General features: G+C 37.4%; 21 protein-coding genes. 3 read left to right on the top strand and 18 right to left on the bottom strand.

The features are described 5' to 3' along the window. Positions 1 to 17 precede the first annotated feature (17 nt). On the bottom strand, positions 18 to 443 hold the full coding sequence (locus BCR25_RS18670) for a CoA-binding protein (RefSeq protein ID WP_069665124.1): 426 nt from the start codon (positions 441 to 443) through the stop codon (positions 18 to 20). A gap of 117 nt (positions 444 to 560) precedes the next feature. On the opposite strand from BCR25_RS18670, the gene plsY reads away from it, so the two are divergent. Then, positions 561 to 1,193 (top strand): glycerol-3-phosphate 1-O-acyltransferase PlsY, encoded by a 633-nt coding sequence (gene plsY, locus BCR25_RS18665; RefSeq protein ID WP_069665123.1) that lies wholly within the window; start codon positions 561 to 563, stop codon positions 1,191 to 1,193. Between the two features lie 49 nt (positions 1,194 to 1,242). Here plsY and BCR25_RS18660 read toward each other — a convergent pair whose 3' ends face one another. From BCR25_RS18660 to BCR25_RS18580, 17 genes are all read right to left on the bottom strand, one after another. Beyond that, complete coding sequence (locus tag BCR25_RS18660) at positions 1,243 to 2,118, bottom strand: aldose 1-epimerase family protein (protein WP_069665122.1); 876 nt, start codon at positions 2,116 to 2,118, stop codon at positions 1,243 to 1,245. A gap of 12 nt (positions 2,119 to 2,130) precedes the next feature. Further along, entirely contained in the window at positions 2,131 to 2,922 is a 792-nt protein-coding gene (gene codY / locus BCR25_RS18655; RefSeq protein WP_069665121.1) for a GTP-sensing pleiotropic transcriptional regulator CodY, read from the bottom strand. A 57-nt stretch (positions 2,923 to 2,979) separates the two neighbouring features. After that, positions 2,980 to 4,383, bottom strand: a complete 1,404-nt coding sequence (gene hslU / locus BCR25_RS18650) for an ATP-dependent protease ATPase subunit HslU (RefSeq protein WP_069665120.1) — start codon at positions 4,381 to 4,383, stop codon at positions 2,980 to 2,982. A 16-nt stretch (positions 4,384 to 4,399) separates the two neighbouring features. Beyond that, positions 4,400 to 4,948: an HslVU peptidase proteolytic subunit gene (hslV, locus tag BCR25_RS18645; protein WP_069665119.1), complete on the bottom strand. Its 549-nt coding sequence runs from the start codon at positions 4,946 to 4,948 to the stop codon at positions 4,400 to 4,402. 377 nt (positions 4,949 to 5,325) lie between these two features. After that, a complete protein-coding gene (gene xerC, locus BCR25_RS18640) occupies positions 5,326 to 6,225 on the bottom strand; it encodes a tyrosine recombinase XerC (RefSeq protein WP_069665118.1) in 900 nt (299 codons plus the stop codon). Positions 6,226 to 6,441: 216 nt separating this feature from the next. Then, positions 6,442 to 7,761 (bottom strand): FADH(2)-oxidizing methylenetetrahydrofolate--tRNA-(uracil(54)-C(5))-methyltransferase TrmFO, encoded by a 1,320-nt coding sequence (trmFO, locus tag BCR25_RS18635; RefSeq protein ID WP_069665117.1) that lies wholly within the window; start codon positions 7,759 to 7,761, stop codon positions 6,442 to 6,444. 91 nt (positions 7,762 to 7,852) lie between these two features. Continuing rightward, positions 7,853 to 9,931: a type I DNA topoisomerase gene (gene topA / locus BCR25_RS18630; RefSeq protein ID WP_069665116.1), complete on the bottom strand. Its 2,079-nt coding sequence runs from the start codon at positions 9,929 to 9,931 to the stop codon at positions 7,853 to 7,855. 120 nt (positions 9,932 to 10,051) lie between these two features. Beyond that, positions 10,052 to 10,933, bottom strand: coding sequence for a DNA-processing protein DprA (gene dprA, locus BCR25_RS18625; RefSeq protein WP_069665115.1), 882 nt, complete (start codon positions 10,931 to 10,933; stop codon positions 10,052 to 10,054). A 66-nt stretch (positions 10,934 to 10,999) separates the two neighbouring features. Next, entirely contained in the window at positions 11,000 to 11,767 is a 768-nt protein-coding gene (locus BCR25_RS18620) for a ribonuclease HII (protein WP_069665114.1), read from the bottom strand. Beyond that, positions 11,757 to 12,620 carry a ribosome biogenesis GTPase YlqF gene (gene ylqF / locus BCR25_RS18615; RefSeq protein ID WP_069665113.1) on the bottom strand — a complete coding sequence of 288 codons (864 nt, stop codon included), beginning with the start codon at positions 12,618 to 12,620 and terminating at the stop codon, positions 11,757 to 11,759. Before ylqF ends, BCR25_RS18620 begins: the two co-directional genes overlap by 11 nt. An 8-nt stretch (positions 12,621 to 12,628) precedes the next feature. Then, positions 12,629 to 13,183, bottom strand: coding sequence for a signal peptidase I (gene lepB, locus BCR25_RS18610; protein WP_069665112.1), 555 nt, complete (start codon positions 13,181 to 13,183; stop codon positions 12,629 to 12,631). Positions 13,184 to 13,432: 249 nt separating this feature from the next. Then, positions 13,433 to 14,878: a S41 family peptidase gene (locus BCR25_RS18605; RefSeq protein WP_069665111.1), complete on the bottom strand. Its 1,446-nt coding sequence runs from the start codon at positions 14,876 to 14,878 to the stop codon at positions 13,433 to 13,435. 84 nt (positions 14,879 to 14,962) lie between these two features. Continuing rightward, positions 14,963 to 15,181 carry a YozE family protein gene (locus BCR25_RS18600; RefSeq protein ID WP_069665163.1) on the bottom strand — a complete coding sequence of 73 codons (219 nt, stop codon included), beginning with the start codon at positions 15,179 to 15,181 and terminating at the stop codon, positions 14,963 to 14,965. A gap of 4 nt (positions 15,182 to 15,185) precedes the next feature. Next, positions 15,186 to 15,695, bottom strand: coding sequence for a peptide-methionine (S)-S-oxide reductase MsrA (gene msrA, locus BCR25_RS18595; RefSeq protein ID WP_069665110.1), 510 nt, complete (start codon positions 15,693 to 15,695; stop codon positions 15,186 to 15,188). 2 nt (positions 15,696 to 15,697) lie between these two features. Continuing rightward, entirely contained in the window at positions 15,698 to 16,378 is a 681-nt protein-coding gene (locus BCR25_RS18590) for a YpmS family protein (RefSeq protein ID WP_069665109.1), read from the bottom strand. Positions 16,379 to 16,383: 5 nt separating this feature from the next. Beyond that, positions 16,384 to 17,271, bottom strand: a complete 888-nt coding sequence (locus BCR25_RS18585) for an SGNH/GDSL hydrolase family protein (RefSeq protein WP_069665108.1) — start codon at positions 17,269 to 17,271, stop codon at positions 16,384 to 16,386. Positions 17,272 to 17,572: 301 nt separating this feature from the next. After that, positions 17,573 to 18,415: a DegV family protein gene (locus tag BCR25_RS18580; protein ID WP_069665107.1), complete on the bottom strand. Its 843-nt coding sequence runs from the start codon at positions 18,413 to 18,415 to the stop codon at positions 17,573 to 17,575. Positions 18,416 to 18,545: 130 nt separating this feature from the next. Between BCR25_RS18580 and trhA the strand changes: the two genes are divergently transcribed. Then, positions 18,546 to 19,199, top strand: a complete 654-nt coding sequence (gene trhA, locus BCR25_RS18575) for a PAQR family membrane homeostasis protein TrhA (RefSeq protein ID WP_069665106.1) — start codon at positions 18,546 to 18,548, stop codon at positions 19,197 to 19,199. 163 nt (positions 19,200 to 19,362) lie between these two features. Next, positions 19,363 to 19,563 (top strand): hypothetical protein, encoded by a 201-nt coding sequence (locus tag BCR25_RS18570; RefSeq protein ID WP_069665105.1) that lies wholly within the window; start codon positions 19,363 to 19,365, stop codon positions 19,561 to 19,563. Positions 19,564 to 19,637 lie beyond the last annotated feature (74 nt).

The following is a 19,637-nucleotide window of genomic DNA, read 5'->3' as shown; positions in this document are numbered from 1 at the left end:
CTTAAGATCATTTGTACCTATTTCGGCATTTTTGCAAGTTCGATCTTAATACAACGATTCATTATGATAGCATCTCTGCCAGCATTTTTCAATAAATCCGCCGCCTCTTCACTTTCTAAACCCAACTGCGCCCAAAAAACGGTAGCATTTGTTTCTAAAAAATCATGAGCAACTTCAGGTAAAAATTCACTTCTACGGAAAATATCAACGATATCGATGTGACCAGGGATATCTTGAAGTTTTTCATAAACTTGTTCACCAAGAATTTCTTGACCTGCCAACAAAGGATTGACTGGAAGGATCTCATACCCATAATCTTGTAATAATTGGGCAATTTGATAACTGGTTCGGTCAGGTTTGTTGCTTAGGCCAACAACGGCGATTCGTTTTGCTTCTTTCAAATAAGTATAAATTTGTTCTTGTGATGGATTTTCTACAGGCATCTTTGTCATCCTTTCTACTTTCGCTTCTTTTTTATTATACAACGAATAGTTAATTATTGTTAGCTGTTTCTATTCATGATAAAATATAGGCTAGTTTGAAGAGAAAGAGGTCACTCTATGAAATTTTTATTCTTATTGATTATTGCTTATTTATTAGGCTCGATTCCTTCCGGTGTTTGGATCGGAAAACTTTTCTTTAAAAAAGATATTCGCCTTTTTGGCAGTGGAAATACTGGTACGACGAATACTTTTAGAGTTTTAGGAAAAAAAGCTGGAACCACAGTTTTATTGATGGATATATTGAAAGGTACACTGGCCACAAGTTTGCCCCTAATCTTTTCTTTAAATGTTAATCCATTGGTTTTTGGTGTAGCAGCTGTATTGGGACATACCTTTCCAATTTTCGCTAATTTCAAGGGAGGAAAAGCTGTTGCAACCAGCGCTGGGATGATCTTAGCCTATAGTCCAACCTTTTTTGTCTATTCTGCCTTGATTTTTATTATTATGCTATATATCACCAGCATGGTAAGTTTGACCAGTATGATCAGTGCAATTTTGATCACCTTATCAACAATTATTCTTCCTTTTGCGATTCCACAGATTTTGCCTAAATTTGACTGGTTACTGACAGTAATTGCTGTGGCTTTGACGATTTTCATTTTTATTCGACATAAGGACAATATCAAACGAATCAAAGATGGAACGGAAAGTCGTGTTTCCTTTGGATTAGGCGCTAAAAATAATAAATAAAAACAGCCAAAGATAAGGTGCTTTACGCTTTTATCTTTGGCTGTTTTTATTAGTTGGCCGTTAACGTGTATTGCGTTTTGAAAATAGCCTCGCTGGACAATTGATTGATACCGATTTTATCAACCAAATTTCCAGTAGCTTCTACGCCATCTGCTATACCGCACCACGGTTCGATACAAACGAATGGCGCTTCTTGAGGATAAGGAGTCCAGATTCCGACATAAGGCATGTCAGAGTAGCTTAAACTAATGCTGTGAGGACTTTCGTCGGTCGCAATGGTAAAGCTATTGATCCCCTTTGTTTCGAAAATGATCGCATCTTCATTAAAAAGATCTCTACGTAAGTCCAAACTAGTATTTGTCTGACCTAAGGTTTTATGAGCAAAATCCGCATATGGTCCTTTTAGCGGGATTTGAATACGTGATTTTTGTGGTGAAAAACCTAAGTAATAATCTTCAAAAGTTAATTCTTTCTCTAAAGGTACATTGAAAGCTGGATGACCACCGATTGAAAAATACATCTCTTCTTTCCCTGTGTTTTCAACTTGATACTTCACACTCAAATTATTATCTTCCAGCACATAAGAAAGAATCAATTCAAAATCAAAAGGATAGATCTTTTTAGTTTCTGCCGTACTTTTCAGTGATAACGACACGAGTTCAGCACCATGCTCAATCACTTCAAATACTTGATCTCTTGCAAAACCATGCTGTCCCATTGGATAGGTTTTGCCTGCGTACGTATACTGATCATCTTTTAAACGTCCTACAAAAGGGAAAAGAACAGGCGCGTGACGACCCCAAAAAGCTGGATCTCCATGCCAAATATACTCTATATCGTTCTTTTTAGATTTTAAGCTGACAAGTTCAGCACCCTCTTCTGCAATTGTTGCAATCAAGTAGTCATTTTCAATTTTTACAGTCATTCGCCGCGCCTCCTATGAGTTCTCTTTTTCAAGTTCTTTGATAAATTGTTTGTTTAAAACTTTTAAATAGGTTCCCTTCATGCCTAATGAACGAGATTCAATAATTCCAGCTGACTCTAATTTTCTTAAAGCATTTACGATGACGGAACGAGTAATCCCTATTTCATCTGCAATGCTTGACGCAGTCAACCGGCCTTCTTCTCCATCCAAAGCTTTAAATATTGCGTGGACAGCTTTCAACTCACTATAAGATAAAGTGTTGATCGCCATTTGTACCGCGGTTGCGCTGCGAACACTTGCTTCGATAGATCTTGATTGTTGATAAAGAATCTGCATACCAACAACTGTCGCGCTGTATTCAGCCAAAACTAAATCTTCATCATCAAAGGACTGCTCCACTCTTGCCAAAATAATCGTCCCCAAACGTTCACCTGCACCAAACATAGGAACAATAGTCGTTAAACCAAACGGATATTTTTCACGTAACTCAACTGGAAAAGCGGTTAAATCGCTTGTAATGGAAATATTTGCTTCTGTTTTTGCTAAATTATCTGCGGCATCAGTATAACTTTGAGGAAAACGTTTTTCTTCAAACATATGCTTAACACGAGCATTGTTCACATCCAATTTTTCATTGTACCCTAACAAAACACCCTCGCTACTGATGATGTATGCATTGCTTTCTAAAACATCACCTAAAATCATTGCCATCTTGTCATAAGGTAATTCAGCCTTTTGATCAAAAGTATTTTTTTGCTGCAATAATTTGTTGATCTGACGTGTTTTTTCTAATAAAGTAGTCATTTTTACTCCTCCTAATTTTGAAACGGAAACTTGTTCAGCTTGTGAAGTGACGTAATATTAAAGAATATAGCGACTTAAATCTTCATTTTGGACGATACTGTTTAGTTTTTCATTTACGTACGCTGCAGTGATCGTAATTTCACCCATTTGCATATCTGGCGCTTCGAACAATAGATCTTCCAGCAAACGCTCTAAAATAGTGTGTAATCGACGTGCTCCGATATTATCGGTATCTCTATTCACATCAAATGCTATATTCGCAATCCGTTCAATTGCTTCTTTTGTGAAAATCACAGTGACATTCTCTGTACCAATCAAGGCAATGTATTGTTTGATCAAGGCGTTGTTTGGTTCTGTTAAAATACGTACGAAATCTTCCGCAGTTAAATCATCTAATTCTACACGAATCGGAAAACGGCCTTGTAATTCTGGAATCAAATCACTTGGTTTAGATAAGTGGAATGCACCAGAAGCGACAAATAAGATGTGGTCGGTTTGAATAGGTCCGTATTTTGTATTAACTTGTGATCCTTCAACGATTGGTAAAATATCACGCTGCACACCTTCTCTGGATACTTCACCAGAATTTTGTTGGCTTTTAGACGTAATTTTATCAAATTCATCAATAAAAATTATCCCACTACTTTCTGCTAAGCGAATCGCTTCACTATGAATGTCAGCATCTTTTACAATTTTAGCCGATTCCTCTTTTACCAACAGTTCTTGAGCTTCTTTTACAGTTACTGTGCGTTCTACTTTTTTCTTAGGTGATAAAGCGCCCAAAGTTTCGTTTAAATCAATCCCCATTTGTTCCATTCCAGCATTCATTGCCGGCATATTCTTTTTGGGTTCATCGATTTCGATCGTCACTTCTCGATTATCTAATAGTCCTTTTTCTAGTTGCTCTAAAATCGTTTTCCGATTGACTTTGATTTCTTCAGTCACTTCTTCCTGCGATTCTTGAGGTTGTTGAGTTGCAGAAAACATTTGCATCATTTGTTCGAATTGATTGTTCGATGTTTGTTTTTGCTCTTTTTTGATTCCTGGGACTAACACTTTTACCAAACGGTTATTCGCTTTTTTCAAGGCTTGTGAATACACTCGGCTGTATTGTTGTTTTTCAACGATTTGGATCGCATTCTCAACAAGGTCACGAACCATTGATTCCACGTCGCGGCCAACATAGCCGACTTCCGTGAATTTTGTTGCTTCTACTTTGATAAAAGGAGCATTGACAATTTTTGCCAGGCGACGGGCAATCTCGGTTTTACCTACCCCAGTCGGACCAATCATCAGCATATTTTTCGGTGTCACGTCCTGTTGCATCTTTTCTTCAAGCTGCAAGCGGCGATATCTATTTCTTAAAGCAACCGCAACAGATTTTTTTGCAGTTTCCTGTCCAATAATATATTCATCTAGTTCTTTGACGATTTCTCTTGGTGTTTTATTTAATTCGCTCATGGCTATAATCCTCCATTTATAATTCTTCTACAATGATATTATGATTTGTAAATACGCAAATATCAGCTGCGATATTTAAGGCATTTTCAGCAATTTTTTTAGCAGACATGTCTTTATCTCCGTAATGCTTCATTGCTCGAGCAGCAGAAAGTGCAAAATTACCACCAGAGCCAATAGCTAAAATCCCATCGTCTGGTGTGATGACCTCGCCAGTTCCTGAGACTAAGAGCATTTCTTTTTTATTCATCACGATCAACATCGCTTCTAATTTTTGCATTGATTGCTGTGTCCGCCATTCTTGTGCTAGTTCAACAGCAGCACGCGTTAAATTTCCATTATATTCATTTAATTTTCCTTCGAATTTTTCTTCTAAAGTAAAGGCATCCGCAACACTTCCAGCAAAACCTACAACAACTTCATCGTTATAAATTCTACGGACTTTTTTGGCAGTTCCTTTCATCACGACAGATTCACCCATCGTTACTTGGCCATCACCCGCCATAGCAAATTTTCCATCTTTTTCAACAGCACAGATTGTTGTTGAGTGAAATTGAGATTCAACCATTTTAGTTCCTCCTAAATTTAAAAGCGTAGTGGGCTCGTATGGCTCTGACAGAAAAATAGCAAATTTTGAGAGTGGCGCTTTCCGCCTCGATCACAATTTGTCTTTTTTCCGAAGAGTTAGCCCACAAAGCTAGATAATAAAAGCGTAGTGGGCTCATTTTGTCTGGACAGAAAAATAAAAAATCGAGAGTGGCGCTTTCCGCCTCGATCATAATTTATCTTTTTTCCAAAGAGTTAGCCCACAAAGCTAGATAATAAAAGCGTAGCGGGCTCGTTTTGTCTGGACAGAAAAATAAAAAAACGAGAACGGCCTATTTGCTTCAACCCATTTTCATTTTTCTGAAAGACTAGCCCATGAATCTTATCAACCTTTCCCCATTACGCACGGGGATGGAAGGTTCGGTAATTCTTTTGTAAGCTCTCTTTTGTTACATGAGCATAAATCTGAGTGGTCGATAAATCCGAATGTCCTAGAAGCTCTTGAACTGTCCGCATATCAGCTCCATTATTCAATAAATGCGTCGCAAACGTATGTCGAAGCATATGTGGATGGATATCTCCATTGAGTGTACTTTTTTTGATCAGTTGATTTAACACATATTCGATTCCTGTAGGAGTGATTTGATCCCCATGATGGTTCACAAAAACAAAAGCATGCTCTTTTCCATGTTTTTCCATCAAAATCGTCCGTCCATTTTCAAGGTATTCCTTCAAGGCATCTTGTGCAAATGAACCAAAGGGAACATAGCGATCTTTATTTCCTTTTCCATGAATCAATAAGACATTGGCTGAAAAATCAACAGACTGTAGTGTTAGATTCGCACATTCACTGACACGAATTCCAGTTCCATAAAGTATTTCCAGTAATGCTTGGTTTCTTAAATCTAGAGGCTTCGATCCTTTAGCACTTTCGAATAATGCATCCATCTCTTTTTCATAGAAAAAACGTGGGAGTCGTAACTGTTTTTTTTTCATATGGACATAAGAAAAAGGATTTTCCTTGATTACTTCGTTTTTTAATAAAAATTGATAGAATGACCTTAGACTAGCAATTTTTCGACTAATTGAATTCCGACTATATTCTTTATCATAAAGAAAACTCAGATAGGTACGGATATCGAGATGATCCACACTTAAATAATCGGCATTACCAGAATCGCTCAGGAAATCAAAAAAGTTATGCATATCTTCTTCATAGGCTATTTTTGTTTTTTCAGAATAACCGCGTTCAACGATTAAATAGCTCATAAACATCTGCGGCCAGTTTTTTTCCTGCATAGATTGTCCCTCCATAAATTACAAAGTAACTGTAGCATAACCATTTTGAAAAAACAAATGAATTGTCAGAATTTAATTAATATTTTCAAATTTAGTAACAATTTATTCATATTTGACCTTAAAGACTCAGAATCTATAAGGAAAATTTAATCTTATAACAACAAAAAAAGTTAAGAAGCAGACATTTCTGTCAAACACTCCTTAACTTTTGATCCTTTACTCGCTAAGATGCCACTCTTGCTTTACTTCGGCTAATGTTGTTAACGCTCTATTAGCAATTGCTTCATAACGTTCTTTTTTATCACGAATTCTCTCTGGCATTTCTGGGAAAAGTCCAAAGTTCGCATTCATTGGCTGAAAATGTTTTCCTTCTGCATGTGTGATGTAATAAGCCATGCTGCCCAGTGCTGTCTCTCTTGGGAAAACGATTGGTTCTTCATTCTTGGCTAAACGAGCCGCATTCATACCAGCTAATAATCCACTAGCTGCACTTTCAACATAACCTTCAACACCCGTCATTTGTCCCGCAAAAAATAGATTCTCTCTTTTTTGAGATTGATACGTCGGTTTTAATAACTCAGGTGAATTCATGAAACTGTTTCGATGCATCACACCGTATCGTACAAATTCAGCATTTTCCAATCCAGGAATCATTTGGAATACTCGTTTTTGTTCGCCCCATTTTAGATGCGTTTGGAATCCTACTAAGTTGTATAGTGAAGCCGCAGCATTATCTTGACGTAATTGAATAACAGCATATGGTCGTTTACCAGTTTTAGGATCTTCTAGCCCCACTGGCTTTAAAGGACCAAATAGCATTGTTTTGATTCCGCGTTTTGCCATCACTTCGATAGGCATACACCCTTCAAAGAATTTTTCTTTTTCGAACGTCTTCAAAGGAACAACTTCAGCGGCAATCAAGGCTTCATAAAATGCATTAAATTCTTCTTCTGTCATTGGACAATTCAGATAAGCAGCTTCCCCTTTATCGTAGCGAGATTTTAAATAAACTTTATCCATATCGATCGTTGACTTATCTACGATCGGCGCTGCTGCATCGTAAAAATAAAAGCCGTCTGAGCCATTGAATTCTTTGATTTGTTCAGCTAAAGCTTCTGATGTTAATGGACCTGTTGCGACGATCACAATTCCTTCTGGAAGTTCAGTGATTTCTTCATTTTTCACCGTGATCAACGGATGGTTCTTAATGCGACTTGTGATTTCTTGAGAGAATGTATCGCGATCGACTGCTAATGCACCACCTGCAGGAACCGCTGTTAAATCAGCACTGCTAATGATGATTGAATCTAAACGGCGCATTTCTTCTTTTAAGACACCCACTGCGTTAGTCAAATTATTTCCTCTTAAAGAATTTGAACAAACTAGCTCAGCAAAATTTTCTGTTTGATGTGCCGGTGTTTTTTTCACTGGTCTCATTTCATAAAGTGTAACTGGAACACCAGACTGAGCAACTTGCCATGCCGCTTCACTGCCCGCTAAGCCAGCACCAATAACTGTTACAGAAGTAGTAGTCATCTATATCCTCTTTTCTTTTAAGTAGATACAGCAACAATTGCTTGTTTGACAATCGTTGCTGTATGATCATTCATTTTTTTTACTTAGGTGGTTACTTTTGAATATCTTCTTCGTAGTCACCGTTGATACAGACCACTTGTTTACCACCTTTGACCTTTTTCTCAACAAGATACTGTCCACATTTTGGACATGGACGTCCGATAGGTTTATCCCAAGAAGTAAAGTCACAATCTGGATAACGGCTGCATCCATAAAACAAACGATTTTTCTTCGATTTGCGTTCAATAACTTGTCCCTCTTTACAAACGGGGCAAGTAACGCCTATCTCTTTCACGATAGCCTTCGTATTCCGACACTCTGGGAAATTACTGCAGGCATAGAATTTTCCATAACGCCCTAGTTTGATCACCATTGGATTTCCACAAAGATCACAGTCGAAACCTGCAGGCTCATCTTTGATTTGGATTTTTTCGATTTTTTCTTCAGCGTTAGTCAATTCTTTCTCAAATGGCTGATAGAAGCGGTCAACAACTTCTACCCATTTCTGCTGACCAATACCGATCTTATCCAAGTCCCCTTCCATTGATGCAGTAAAATGCACATCAACGATCTGCGGGAAAAATTCGACAATCAATGAATTAACGATTTCACCAAGTTCAGTTGGTTCGAACCGTTTGTTTGTTAATTTGACATAATAGCGACGCTGGATCGTTTCCAAAGTCGGTGCATAAGTCGAAGGACGACCCACACCATTTTCTTCCAACGCGCGAATCAATGTCGCTTCGCTAAACCTTGCTGGCGGCTGAGTGAAATGCTGCTTCGGTTCGATATCGACAGATTTAACTTTATCTCCTTCAACAAGATCCGGCAAGATGTTTTCTTTGTCTTCTTTACCGTCATCACGACCTTCAACATACACTTGCATAAAGCCTTTAAATTTCACTTTTGCACCGTTTGCTATGAATGTAACGCCATTTTGTTCTAAAGTTACTTTCATTGTATCTAAAACGGCTGGTGTCATCTGACTTGCAACAAAACGTGACCAAATCAAGGTATATAATTTTAGTTGGTCTTTATCTAAATATTGTTTGATTTCATTAGGTGAACGTAAAACACTTGATGGACGAACAGCTTCATGGGCATCTTGAGCACCTTGGGCATTTTTAGCTTTACGCCCACCATGCGCTGAGAATTCACGACCATAATTTTTTTCAATATATTCAGCTGCTTCCTCTTTAGCTGAATCTGCAATTCTAGTAGAATCTGTACGCATATAGGTGATCAGCCCGATCGTTCCTTGTTTCCCTAAAGCGATACCTTCATATAGTTGTTGAGCAACCATCATCGTTTTTCTGGTTCTAAAATTTAATTTTCTAGCAGCCTCTTGTTGCAAACTACTAGTAGTAAATGGTAACGCAGGATTACGTTTGCGTTCTTTTTTCTCAACTTTGGTAACATCGTACTCTTTTCCTGTAATACGTGTGGTCACTTCTTTTACAGCTTCGGCATTCGGCAGTTTTTTCTTTTTCCCGTCTACGCCCCAGAAATTCGCTTTGAATTTTTTCTTGGCTTTTTGGAAATTACCATCAATGCTCCAATATTCTTCAGGAATAAACTTACGGATATCATTCTCACGGTCGATAATGATTTTAAGCGCAACAGATTGCACACGACCGGCACTCAATCCTTTTTTTACCTTACGCCACAAAATTGGGCTAAGTGAGTAACCAACAAGGCGATCTAAAATTCGACGAGCCTGTTGTGCATCCACTAAATCTAAATTGATCGTTCGCGGTTCTTTAAAGGCAGCTTTTACTGCTTCTTTGGTAATTTCATTGAATACAACACGATTTTTGTCTTTCAAGTCTAGGCCAAGAAGAAAAGATAAATGCCAAGCAATTGCCTCTCCTTCTCGGTCCGGATCGGCTGCGAGATAAACTTTATCTGCTTTTTTTGCAGCGGCTTTCAAGCTTTTGATCACGTCACCCTTACCTCGGATAGAGATATAGTGAGGTTCATAATTATTTTCAATGTCGATACCCATTTTACTCTTGGGTAAATCACGGATATGTCCAACGCTGGCAACTACCTTATAATTTTTTCCTAAATATTTTTCAATCGTTTTGGCTTTAGCTGGGGATTCTACAATAACTAGATATTTATACGCCATTCAACGTGTGGCTCCTTTCGGTTTTTGTGTTTCTTCTATTATATATATCAAAATGTAGAGAACTCACAAATCGTACTTCATCATATCTATTCATCACAGGTTTGTCAAGGATTGATATAATTAAATTGAAAAATTTTGGATTTCTTCTAAGATATCTTGGGGGCAAATCGTGCATTTCGCCCCTTCTTGAATCAAGGTGTGACAACCATCTGAACGAAAATCAAGTGAATTTCCGGGAACAGCAAAAACTTCACGTCCATATTCGAGAGCAGCTTGTGCGGTAATTAGGGAACCACTTTTTTTGCTTGCCTCGATCACACATGTACCTAGACTGATACCAGCAATAATTCTATTTCTCATTGGAAAATGATATCTTCTAGGTTTGGTGCCATTAGGATATTCACTAATAACAAGTTGACTCTCCATCATTTTACGTTGGGTATGTGCTGTTTCCTTAGGATAGCAGATATCAAGACCTGTTCCAATCACACCGATCGTGCGTCCAGCCTGCTGCATCGTCACTTGATGACTCACACTATCGATTCCTTTAGCTAAGCCGCTAACAATCGTCAACTTGTGAGCAACCATTTCAGGGATCAATTGGCGTACAACATTGATGCCGTAAACTGAAGCAGATCTGGCACCGACAAAAGACAAACAAGCATCTTCTAATAATCCAATATCTCCTTTATAAAAAAGTAAAACTGGACAATTATAGATTTGCTTCAGATAAAAAGGATACGTAGCATCTAAAATCGTTATAAAATTGTGTTGTGCTTGATATACCTTTAGTTTTTCAGCTTCGTTTGTCCAATAGTCCCAGGATTGCGAAAACAGTCGTTGGTATGTATTGATTTCAGCAATATGAATAATTTCTTCTTTGGAAAAATTGGTCGTATTGTTGTAATTTATTGAAAAATCTAAAACTTTTAACATACCTAAATTGCCGATGCCTTGGCACACTGCTAATTTAAAAAATAACTCTCGTTGCTCTTCATTCATAAAAAAACCTTCCTTTGTAAATACTTGTTATAATAAGTATTCGCAAAAAAAGGCGGTTTGTTTTTTTTAAAGCATATCTTTTATCGGTGCAAACGTTTTTCGATGGATTGCACAAATACCTTGCTCTCTTAATCCATTTAGATGTTCTTTTGTACCATATCCTGCGTTATTTTCAAATCCATACCCCGGATACATTTTAGCATAATCTTCCATCAATCGATCACGAATAACTTTTGCCACAATACTGGCTGCTGCAATCGATACCGAGCGAGCATCCCCTTTGATGATACTTTCTTGCGGGATTTTGACATCCAGTTTCATCGCATCAATCAATAAATAATCTGGAATAAAACTAAGATCTTCTAAAGCGATACTCATAGCAAGTTTGGCAGCTTGATAGATATTGATATCATCGATTTGATTATGATCTACCATGCCAATTCCAATTGAGATAGCTTGGTTTTGGATTTCGTTATATAGTTCATCTCTTTTTTTAGCAGATAGTTTTTTTGAATCATCGACTCCGAGCAACTGAAATTTCTCAGGTAAAATGACCGCAGCAGCAACAACTGGTCCAGCTAAAGGTCCGCGTCCGACTTCGTCAATACCGACAATTAGACGGTGTCCCTGTGCGCGAGCATTCTTTTCAAACTGCTGCATTTCTTCTAGGTGTGCCAGTTCTTTTTCATGACGCTGAATTCTTCGCTCCCATTGTTTTAGGGCCTGTTGAACACCGCTTCGTTCATCTTGCTGCCATTCCTTGATTCGTTCGTCATCTCTTGTATTGATCTCAGTTAATGTTTTTTTTATCTGTTGAATTGACTCAGCTTTCATCTTCTATAGCTCCTAATTCTTCCCAACGATCTAATGTATAGGGTCCCAGCTTACCACTACGAATCTCCTGAATGATCATTTCACTTGCTCGATCATAGTCGTCACGGTATCCACGCTTTTGACTGATCAACATCAACAGCTCAGCTGGCGGTAAAAATGTTTCTTCTTCTGATAGATTGTATCGTTCCGCTAGACGGTCTGGATAAAAACGAGAAAAAAATGAGAGTCCGTATATTGCGAGATCATCCAAATGGAGCAGTTGATCTTTGATTGCTCCTGTCAACGCCAACTTTTTCCCAATTTCTTGATCTTCAAACTTTGGCCATAAAATTCCCGGTGTATCCAACAGTTCTAATTCGGTTCCCGAACGCAGCCACTGTTGACCTTTAGTAACGCCCGGTTTATTCCCTGTCTGAGCGATTTTTTTTCCAACTAGTCGATTCATAAGTGTTGATTTTCCAACATTTGGAATACCGATACACATGGCGCGGATCGCTCTTGGTTTTAATCCTTTTGAACGTTCACGATCTAACTTTTCTTTCAATGCTTTTTTTGCTTCAGGAATAATTTTATTGACTCCTTTATTTTGTTGCGCATTGATAACCAAAGTATGATAACCTTTTTCTTGAAAGTAATGTTGCCACTTCTGATTTTGCTCTTTATCAGCCAAATCGCCTTTATTCAATAATATCAACCGCGGCTTTTGCTGTACAATTTGATCCATCATTGGATTTCTTGACGAAAGCGGCAGCCGAGCATCGATCAACTCAAAAACGATATCGACAAATTTTATTTTTTCTGATACTTCTCTTCTGGCTTTCGCCATATGTCCTGGAAACCATTGTATTGTCATGTTATCACCTATCTTGGTATGAATTTCATATGTGTAAATGGATAGTACACAAACTGTGCTTTTCCTAAAATATATTTACTTTCAACTGCGCCGAAAGAACGACTGTCCTTTGACATCCGCCGATTATCACCGAGCACAAAATAATTATTTTCGGGCAGTTTTTTTTCAGTAATCAGATTGCTTAAATCAAAATTCGTTGTATAAGGGACTGTTTCATGGTCTTTTTTGATATTTTTCTCTAAAAAAGGCTCTGCAACAGGTTTTTCATTTACATAAAGCTGGTCATTTTCATAGCGGATCGCATCTCCTGGTAATCCAACGACACGTTTAATATAGATCGAACCATTTGGCTGCTTGAACACCACTACATCAAAACGCTTGATAGAGGTAAATTTTTCCATTACGATCATGTCACCTTGACTAAGTGTCTTAGCCATAGAATTTCCATCCACTGGTACAGGAATCAAAAAAAAGCCTCTTAAAATAAAAACAAGCACCACAGAGGGAATGAGTAATTTCATAAAGGAAATAAAGTAGCCGATATATTTTTTCTTTTGCTCCATTTTTTCTCTCCTTCCCGTTCATCTATCCTATTATAAAGGAAATAGAGTAAAAAAAGCGACTAATTTAAAGAAAAAAGACTCGTCAAATGAAAAGTCGAGAAAAAGAATATGAAAATGAGGATGAAACAGAGGCGTTATCCCCGAGAAATAAAAAGGGTCTGCTTCTGCCTCACCGTTTATTCGGATTTCAAGTGCCTGAGACATAACTCATAGTAGGATGTCTCAGGCACTCTAACCGCGTCATTTTCCTTATTTTTTTTCAGCTTCTTTTTGTAGTTCTTTGATCCCAACATCATATGCTTGGTCATTGGCAGTGATCATTTTTGCAACTTCTACTTCGATTTGATCAGCTGTTTCATTATCCACTTCTCCTGTAACAGGTAATTGATTATCCGTTTGGATTGCTATGACTGCATTTTTTGTTTCTTCTGAATACTCATTACTTTCAGCGTCAACTTCATACCCCAATGCTTTTAGTAAAGCATTGACATTTTTAACAACAGAAGAAGAATCTCCAACTTTCAGGGTTTTATCTCTGGAAATCGGTGATAGATAGGCATAATCAGGATAATCCGCTTTGATTGTTGGTTTTAAGCCTTTCTCGTGAATCCACTCTCCTTTTGGTGTTAGCCACTTCAACACAGTCAGCTTGATTTCACTCTTATCATTGAAGTTTTTAACGGTTTGAACTGTCCCTTTACCAAAGGTTTTTGTTCCAATGATTTCTTTGTTTCCAGATTCTTTTAAGGCGGCAGCAAAAATCTCAGAAGCACTTGCACTGCCTTCATCTACTAAAACAACTGTTGGTTCATTTACTTTAAAGCCGTCGTCTAAATCAGAAGAAGCCGCATCTTCGCTTGTATTACCGTTTTTATCTTCAAATTTGACAATCGTTTTTCCATCTTCTAAAAACATACTTGCCATTTGTTCTACTTGGTCCAGTAACCCACCTGGATTTTGACGTAGGTCGATCACAAAAGACTTAGCGCCCTCTTTTCTTAATGAGATGATGGCATCTTTCAATTCTTTATACGTATTTTCACCAAAAGAAGATATTTTGATCGAACCAATCGTCGAATCTTTTTTATCTAGTTCTCCTTTGACTGTTTCAAGTGGAATGGTATCTCTTTTGAGTTTTAATTCAAAGGTTTCGGTTCCTCGTACGATCGTTAAGCGAACTTCGGTCCCTTTTTTTCCTCGTATTTTACTGACAACTTCTGTAAGAGTTTTCCCTTTTGTTTCTTCATCATCAACTTTAATGATTTGGTCATTTGCTTTCATGCCGGCCTTAGCAGCAGGAGAGCCTTTAATTGGCGCTTGTGCAACTGTTGGTAGATCATCGGTCATTGTCATAGTGGCTCCGATTCCCTCAAAGCTGCCTGAAATACTTTGATCTAATTCATCTGCTTCCGGTTCATTCAAATAACTGGAGTATGGGTCGTCTAGGGCTTCAGTCATTCCTTTTAATGCACCATCGACCAGTTTTTCTTCGTCGATTTTTCCAACATAGTTCGTTACGATTTCATTGTAAAGATTGTCGACTTTTTTTAACTCGCTGCTTTGTATTGGACGACTCGCCAGTTGTTTTTTATATTGATGATCAAAATAAATGTAACTGCCGCCGCCAACTAGAAACGCGACACAGACGATCGATACTATGTACTGGTAATAAGGCACTTGCCGTTTTTCTTTCATGAGGTCATCTCTTTCTCTAAGTTTATCACTACATCTTTCCCAGTTTAACACGAAAAAAAAGCAAGGAAAAGTCTTCCTTGCTTTTTATTTGTTGTTTTCTAAATATTTTTCCCACAATTCATCAAAAATATGCATATTGCTTATATAATCTACGTTCATTTCTAAGTAACTTGATAGTTCATGATAATCTTCTGACTGTTTAGGAAATTGAATATCCTTTGCGGCATCATTGGCAAACTGACTTTCATCTGTTTTTTTAGGTGCCCTCAATGTCATTAAATAATGATAAAAGCTTCTTCTCATGTATTCACCAATTTTCTTTAATAAAATTTGCTCGATTGGCATGAGCATCTTCGTAACGTTCTGGATCTTTCTGATAAAAATCCTGATGGTACTCTTCTGCTGGATAGAACGTGACAGCTGGCTCTATCGTTGTCACGATCGGTTCAGTGAACCGACCACTTTCAGCTAATGCTTGACGGCTTCTCTCAGCAATCACTTTTTGTTCGTCAGTTGTGTAAAAAATCACGGGACGATAATTGTCTCCACGATCTTCAAATTGACCGAGTGCATCTGTAGGATCTGTTTGCTGCCAATAAATCTCCACTAAACGTTCATAAGGCATACGTTCAGGATCAAACTCGATTTCAACAGCTTCTGTATGTCCAGTTTTATGGCTTAAAACCTGCTCATAAGTTGGATTGGGCACATGACCGCCTGTATAGCCGGAAGTAATTGAAAGAATACCTGGCTGAGTATCAAAGGGCTGGATCATACACCAAAAACAACCTCCAGCAAAAATAGCTTTTTCACTCATGTCTAGTCCTCCTTTTTGTTCGCAGTATCTTTTGGTAAGTATATATTCATTCGAATATCATCATCAACTAAGTTGATTTTTTCGGCCCGAATAAATAGACCATTTTGCATTCTAAATTGATCTAAACGCAATAGGATCGTGCTATCATCTGGATTTACTTCTACCCAGCTTTGTAATTTATAATCTCGCTCAACAAACTTCAATATTTCTTTCATTGGTAAGCCTAATGTTCCAATAGACAGACTCTTTGCTTTTAATTGGACATTGCCATCATCCATCACATACGGATCAAAATACAGGTAAAATTGAATAGGATGACCCAAAACTTCAAACGTCCCATTCAACATCGCTTCATTTTCTAAATAGAACTGATAGGTGATATCTGAATCCTTTTGAAAATCACTAAGATAAAAATCGATCAGTGCATTCACTTGCTTCTTATTCGATTGAATGGAAACTACTGGGGTTCCCTCTTTTTCTACTAGCTCTGGAACAGGTTTATAGTTGGGTTCACGAACTTGAGTAATTCTGATAAACACAAAAGCTAAACTTGCTACGATCGTACCGATCAGAACAAGGAAGGCGATCTTCCAAGGATTTATCGGCTGCTTTTCTTTGGTTGTTTCTTTTCTTCGCTTGGTTTTCTGTTTTTCTTTTTTAGGTGTTTCTGGTTCATTTTTCATTAGTTTCACTCACTTCCTTTTTCCAGCCATTTATCTTTTGTTTTGACCATCTCATCACGAACCGCGCTAGCCATGATTTGATAACCTAAATTATTAGGATGGAAACGATCTTCTTCATACAATGCATTGTTTTTAATATCATGGGTTTCGCTTGATGAAGTTGTCTGATCATCACTAACGATACCAACCTGATCACCAATTCCTTTGTACAATAAATCATTGATTGGGATAAAATATGCATTTTTTTCAGCTTCTACGATCTCTTTTGTTCCATCGTTCCAGTTATCTACAATATCCTGCATCTCTGTAATATCAGGGAAATAAAGATAAAATGGATTGTAAATTCCTAAAACGTAAATAGGTGCATCTGGGTTGTATTTACGAATCTCTGCTAATAATTGTTCTACTTGACCTTGGTATTTTTTTAGTGGTTTTTTAAATGAATCTTGTGTCAAACGAAAAACATCACCTTTAATGACTTTCATTAAATCATTGCCACCAACAGTTAATGAAATCAAATCAGCGGAAGCCAATCCAGCTTGGATATCTTCATTTTTTTTAATTCGTTTCAAAATCTGATCGCTACGATCACCATTTTTACCAAAATTATCTGTTTGAACACCATTCAAATGGTATTCTTCTTGTAAATCATTGGCAACTAATGGAACAAAACCGCCAGAATTGGTTAAATCGCCAATACCTTCAGTTAATGAATCGCCGATTGCAGCATAATGAATCACTTCTTTGACTGCACCTTGTGCCGTTGGCTTAACACCAGTTCCCAAGATCGGTTTAGCTTTAGGGATTGCTATAATCAATAGTAAAAAAACACCGATGACTGTAGCAAAAAATAAGGCAAACCCTTTCCAATTTTTTTGAAAAAATCGTTTCATTGTATCCCTTCCTTTTCAAAAATCAAACGAGGTCATCGTTTTGAACGCTACCTCTGACCTTCACACAAAAAATAGCCGTTATCTGTCATGATACATAAAATTTTGCTAATTTTCTACATTTTTGTATGATTGATTATCAAATAACTAGAAAAAAGTGACTGAGTTATAACTTGTCAAGTTACTCCTCAGTCACGAATCATCTAAAAAAACACAGTGATCGTTTTATTAGACCGTTCTTTTCCTTTATTGGCTAAAATATGATGGTGCAAATAAGCAAAATACCTAATCATTCACCATAGCTTTAGTCTGTATAATACATAATAGCAAAGGCGCCTTTACCCGTATGTGTGGCAATAACTGGATTCGTGTGCAAGACAGGGATATCCATATCTGGAAACAACGCCTGTAAGCCTTCTTTAAAGCCATTAGCTAGTTCTAACCCGTCTGCGTGCGAAATACCTATTTGCTTCACATTTGATAAGTTGCTTAGTTCACTTTTAAGCTCATCAAACCATTTATTGAATGTCTTTAATCCGCGGCCTTTCGCCACTGGAATCAATTCAGTATGTTCAAAATCCATAACCACTTTCATATTGAAAATATTAGACAAAAGACCTGTCGTTCGACTGATTCGACCGCCTTTGACCAAGTTATCTAATGTGGAAATCCCGATAAACAATTTTGTATTTTCTTTAACACGATTGATCTCAGCTAAGATTTCTTGTATGCTCGCCCCGTTTTTAGCAAGCTTTGCTGCTTGAATCACTTGAAACGATAAGCCCTGATCTGTAAAATCACTGTCGATCACTGTAACTTTGCTTGAGCTAAGGTTTCCAGCTTGTCTAGCCGCTTCTACAGTCCCGCTTAACCCTTTTGTCATGTGTATCGAAATAATTTCACTACCATCTGCGCCTAAACGATCGTACAACTCAACAAACTCACCGATCGGCGGTTGACTAGTTTTAGGTAAAGCTTTAGCTGAACCCATCAACTCCATGAAATGCTCACCATCTAAATGATCGTCATCTGCATAAACAACGCCATCAATCATCACAGATAATGGGATCATCTGAATGTCTAGCTCGTCTCGTACACTTTTAAGCATTGTGCAAGAAGAATCCGTCACAACTTTAACATTTGTCATAATTTTATCACTCTTCCTTTAAAAACAACCTCAATTCGTGGTAAAATACTTTTGAGGCTTAAATGTCTGTCTATAGTATAACAGACAAAGAAGTATTTTTCACCAAATTAAAATGAAGGAAGTTGATTTCTTGGAAAAAATAAAATTCTCCAAAAAATACATGATTTTGAATGAAGTACTTAATGCGGTCACCCATGGCATCGGTGCTGGATTGAGTATTGCGGGACTTGTGGTTTTACTCGTTAAAGGCGCACGCTTAGGTTCAGCGGTTCATGTTGTTTCCTATGCAATTTATGGATCGACGTTGATTCTTTTGTTCCTGTCATCGACTTTATTTCATAGTTTGATTTTCACTCGTGCAAAAAAAGTGTTTCAGGTGTTTGATCATAGTTCGATTTTCTTACTTATCGCAGGAAGCTACACACCATTTTGTTTATTAAGTGTGAAGGGCTGGCTTGGTTGGCTATTGTTTGTTTTAATTTGGTTGATGGCAATCAGCGGAGTCGTTTATAAATCCCTGACCCTCCATAAACAAGAAACAGTTAAAAATATCTCTACTGTGATTTACATTATTATGGGGTGGCTTTGCTTGATTGCTGCTAAACCATTATATGCCTCATTAGGTTTTACAGGAACAGCCCTTTTAGTTGCTGGTGGTGTTTCTTATACTTTAGGCGCAGCTTTTTATAGCTTGAAAAGTGTTCGCTTTATGCATGTTGTTTGGCATTTGTTCGTAATGTTAGGTGCCGGCTTTATGTTTTTCTCAATCTTATTTTTCACTTAAAAATCCTAATCTATCAACCTTATTGAATGGTTCATCAAAAAAGCACTTCTTTTTTTAGAAAAAAGGAGTGCTTTTTTGCATTTTTTACTTTACAAACCGAACAAACATTCGTATAATAACTATACAAACGTTTGTTCGATAAAAAATTATGAGGTGATTAAGAATGAAAGCTATTCGTCGTGGCGGGTTATTATTTTTCGTATTGATTGTTGGTATTTTCTTAGGGACGTTAGGATTACGATCCGCTTTACTTATTGTTAGCCCTCTGTTTATTATATGGTTCATGTTATGGGATGAAAAACGGTACACTCACACAAGAAAAAAAAGTGAGCATCAGCATTATGTCTACCGCAAATATCCTTAACATCTGACAATTTTGTCTGATGTAAATGCAAGAAATCGGGTATCTGACTGCTTCTGTCAGATACCCGATTTTTA

Source organism: Enterococcus termitis (assembly GCF_001730305.1).
Taxonomy (GTDB): domain Bacteria; phylum Bacillota; class Bacilli; order Lactobacillales; family Enterococcaceae; genus Enterococcus_L; species Enterococcus_L termitis.
The sequence above is the reverse complement of the archived record's forward strand: the minus strand, read 5'-3'. Positions and strand labels throughout refer to the sequence as shown.

Coding starts and splice junctions, on each gene's coding strand:
- BCR25_RS18620 (WP_069665114.1), bottom strand. CDS start 11,767: ATGAAAGCTGAGTCAATTCAACAGATAAAAAAAACATTAACTGAGATC.
- trmFO (WP_069665117.1), bottom strand. CDS start 7,761: ATGACTACTACTTCTGTAACAGTTATTGGTGCTGGCTTAGCGGGCAGT.
- BCR25_RS18600 (WP_069665163.1), bottom strand. CDS start 15,181: ATGAGAAGAAGCTTTTATCATTATTTAATGACATTGAGGGCACCTAAA.
- xerC (WP_069665118.1), bottom strand. CDS start 6,225: ATGCAGGAAAAAAACTGGCCGCAGATGTTTATGAGCTATTTAATCGTT.
- BCR25_RS18590 (WP_069665109.1), bottom strand. CDS start 16,378: ATGAAAAATGAACCAGAAACACCTAAAAAAGAAAAACAGAAAACCAAG.
- BCR25_RS18580 (WP_069665107.1), bottom strand. CDS start 18,415: ATGACAAATGTTAAAGTTGTGACGGATTCTTCTTGCACAATGCTTAAA.
- ylqF (WP_069665113.1), bottom strand. CDS start 12,620: ATGACAATACAATGGTTTCCAGGACATATGGCGAAAGCCAGAAGAGAA.
- BCR25_RS18660 (WP_069665122.1), bottom strand. CDS start 2,118: ATGACTGTAAAAATTGAAAATGACTACTTGATTGCAACAATTGCAGAA.
- hslV (WP_069665119.1), bottom strand. CDS start 4,948: ATGGTTGAATCTCAATTTCACTCAACAACAATCTGTGCTGTTGAAAAA.
- topA (WP_069665116.1), bottom strand. CDS start 9,931: ATGGCGTATAAATATCTAGTTATTGTAGAATCCCCAGCTAAAGCCAAA.
- dprA (WP_069665115.1), bottom strand. CDS start 10,933: ATGAATGAAGAGCAACGAGAGTTATTTTTTAAATTAGCAGTGTGCCAA.
- BCR25_RS18585 (WP_069665108.1), bottom strand. CDS start 17,271: ATGAAACGATTTTTTCAAAAAAATTGGAAAGGGTTTGCCTTATTTTTT.
- msrA (WP_069665110.1), bottom strand. CDS start 15,695: ATGAGTGAAAAAGCTATTTTTGCTGGAGGTTGTTTTTGGTGTATGATC.
- BCR25_RS18670 (WP_069665124.1), bottom strand. CDS start 443: ATGCCTGTAGAAAATCCATCACAAGAACAAATTTATACTTATTTGAAA.
- plsY (WP_069665123.1), top strand. CDS start 561: ATGAAATTTTTATTCTTATTGATTATTGCTTATTTATTAGGCTCGATT.
- codY (WP_069665121.1), bottom strand. CDS start 2,922: ATGACTACTTTATTAGAAAAAACACGTCAGATCAACAAATTATTGCAG.
- hslU (WP_069665120.1), bottom strand. CDS start 4,383: ATGAGCGAATTAAATAAAACACCAAGAGAAATCGTCAAAGAACTAGAT.
- BCR25_RS18570 (WP_069665105.1), top strand. CDS start 19,363: ATGAAAGCTATTCGTCGTGGCGGGTTATTATTTTTCGTATTGATTGTT.
- BCR25_RS18605 (WP_069665111.1), bottom strand. CDS start 14,878: ATGAAAGAAAAACGGCAAGTGCCTTATTACCAGTACATAGTATCGATC.
- lepB (WP_069665112.1), bottom strand. CDS start 13,183: ATGGAGCAAAAGAAAAAATATATCGGCTACTTTATTTCCTTTATGAAA.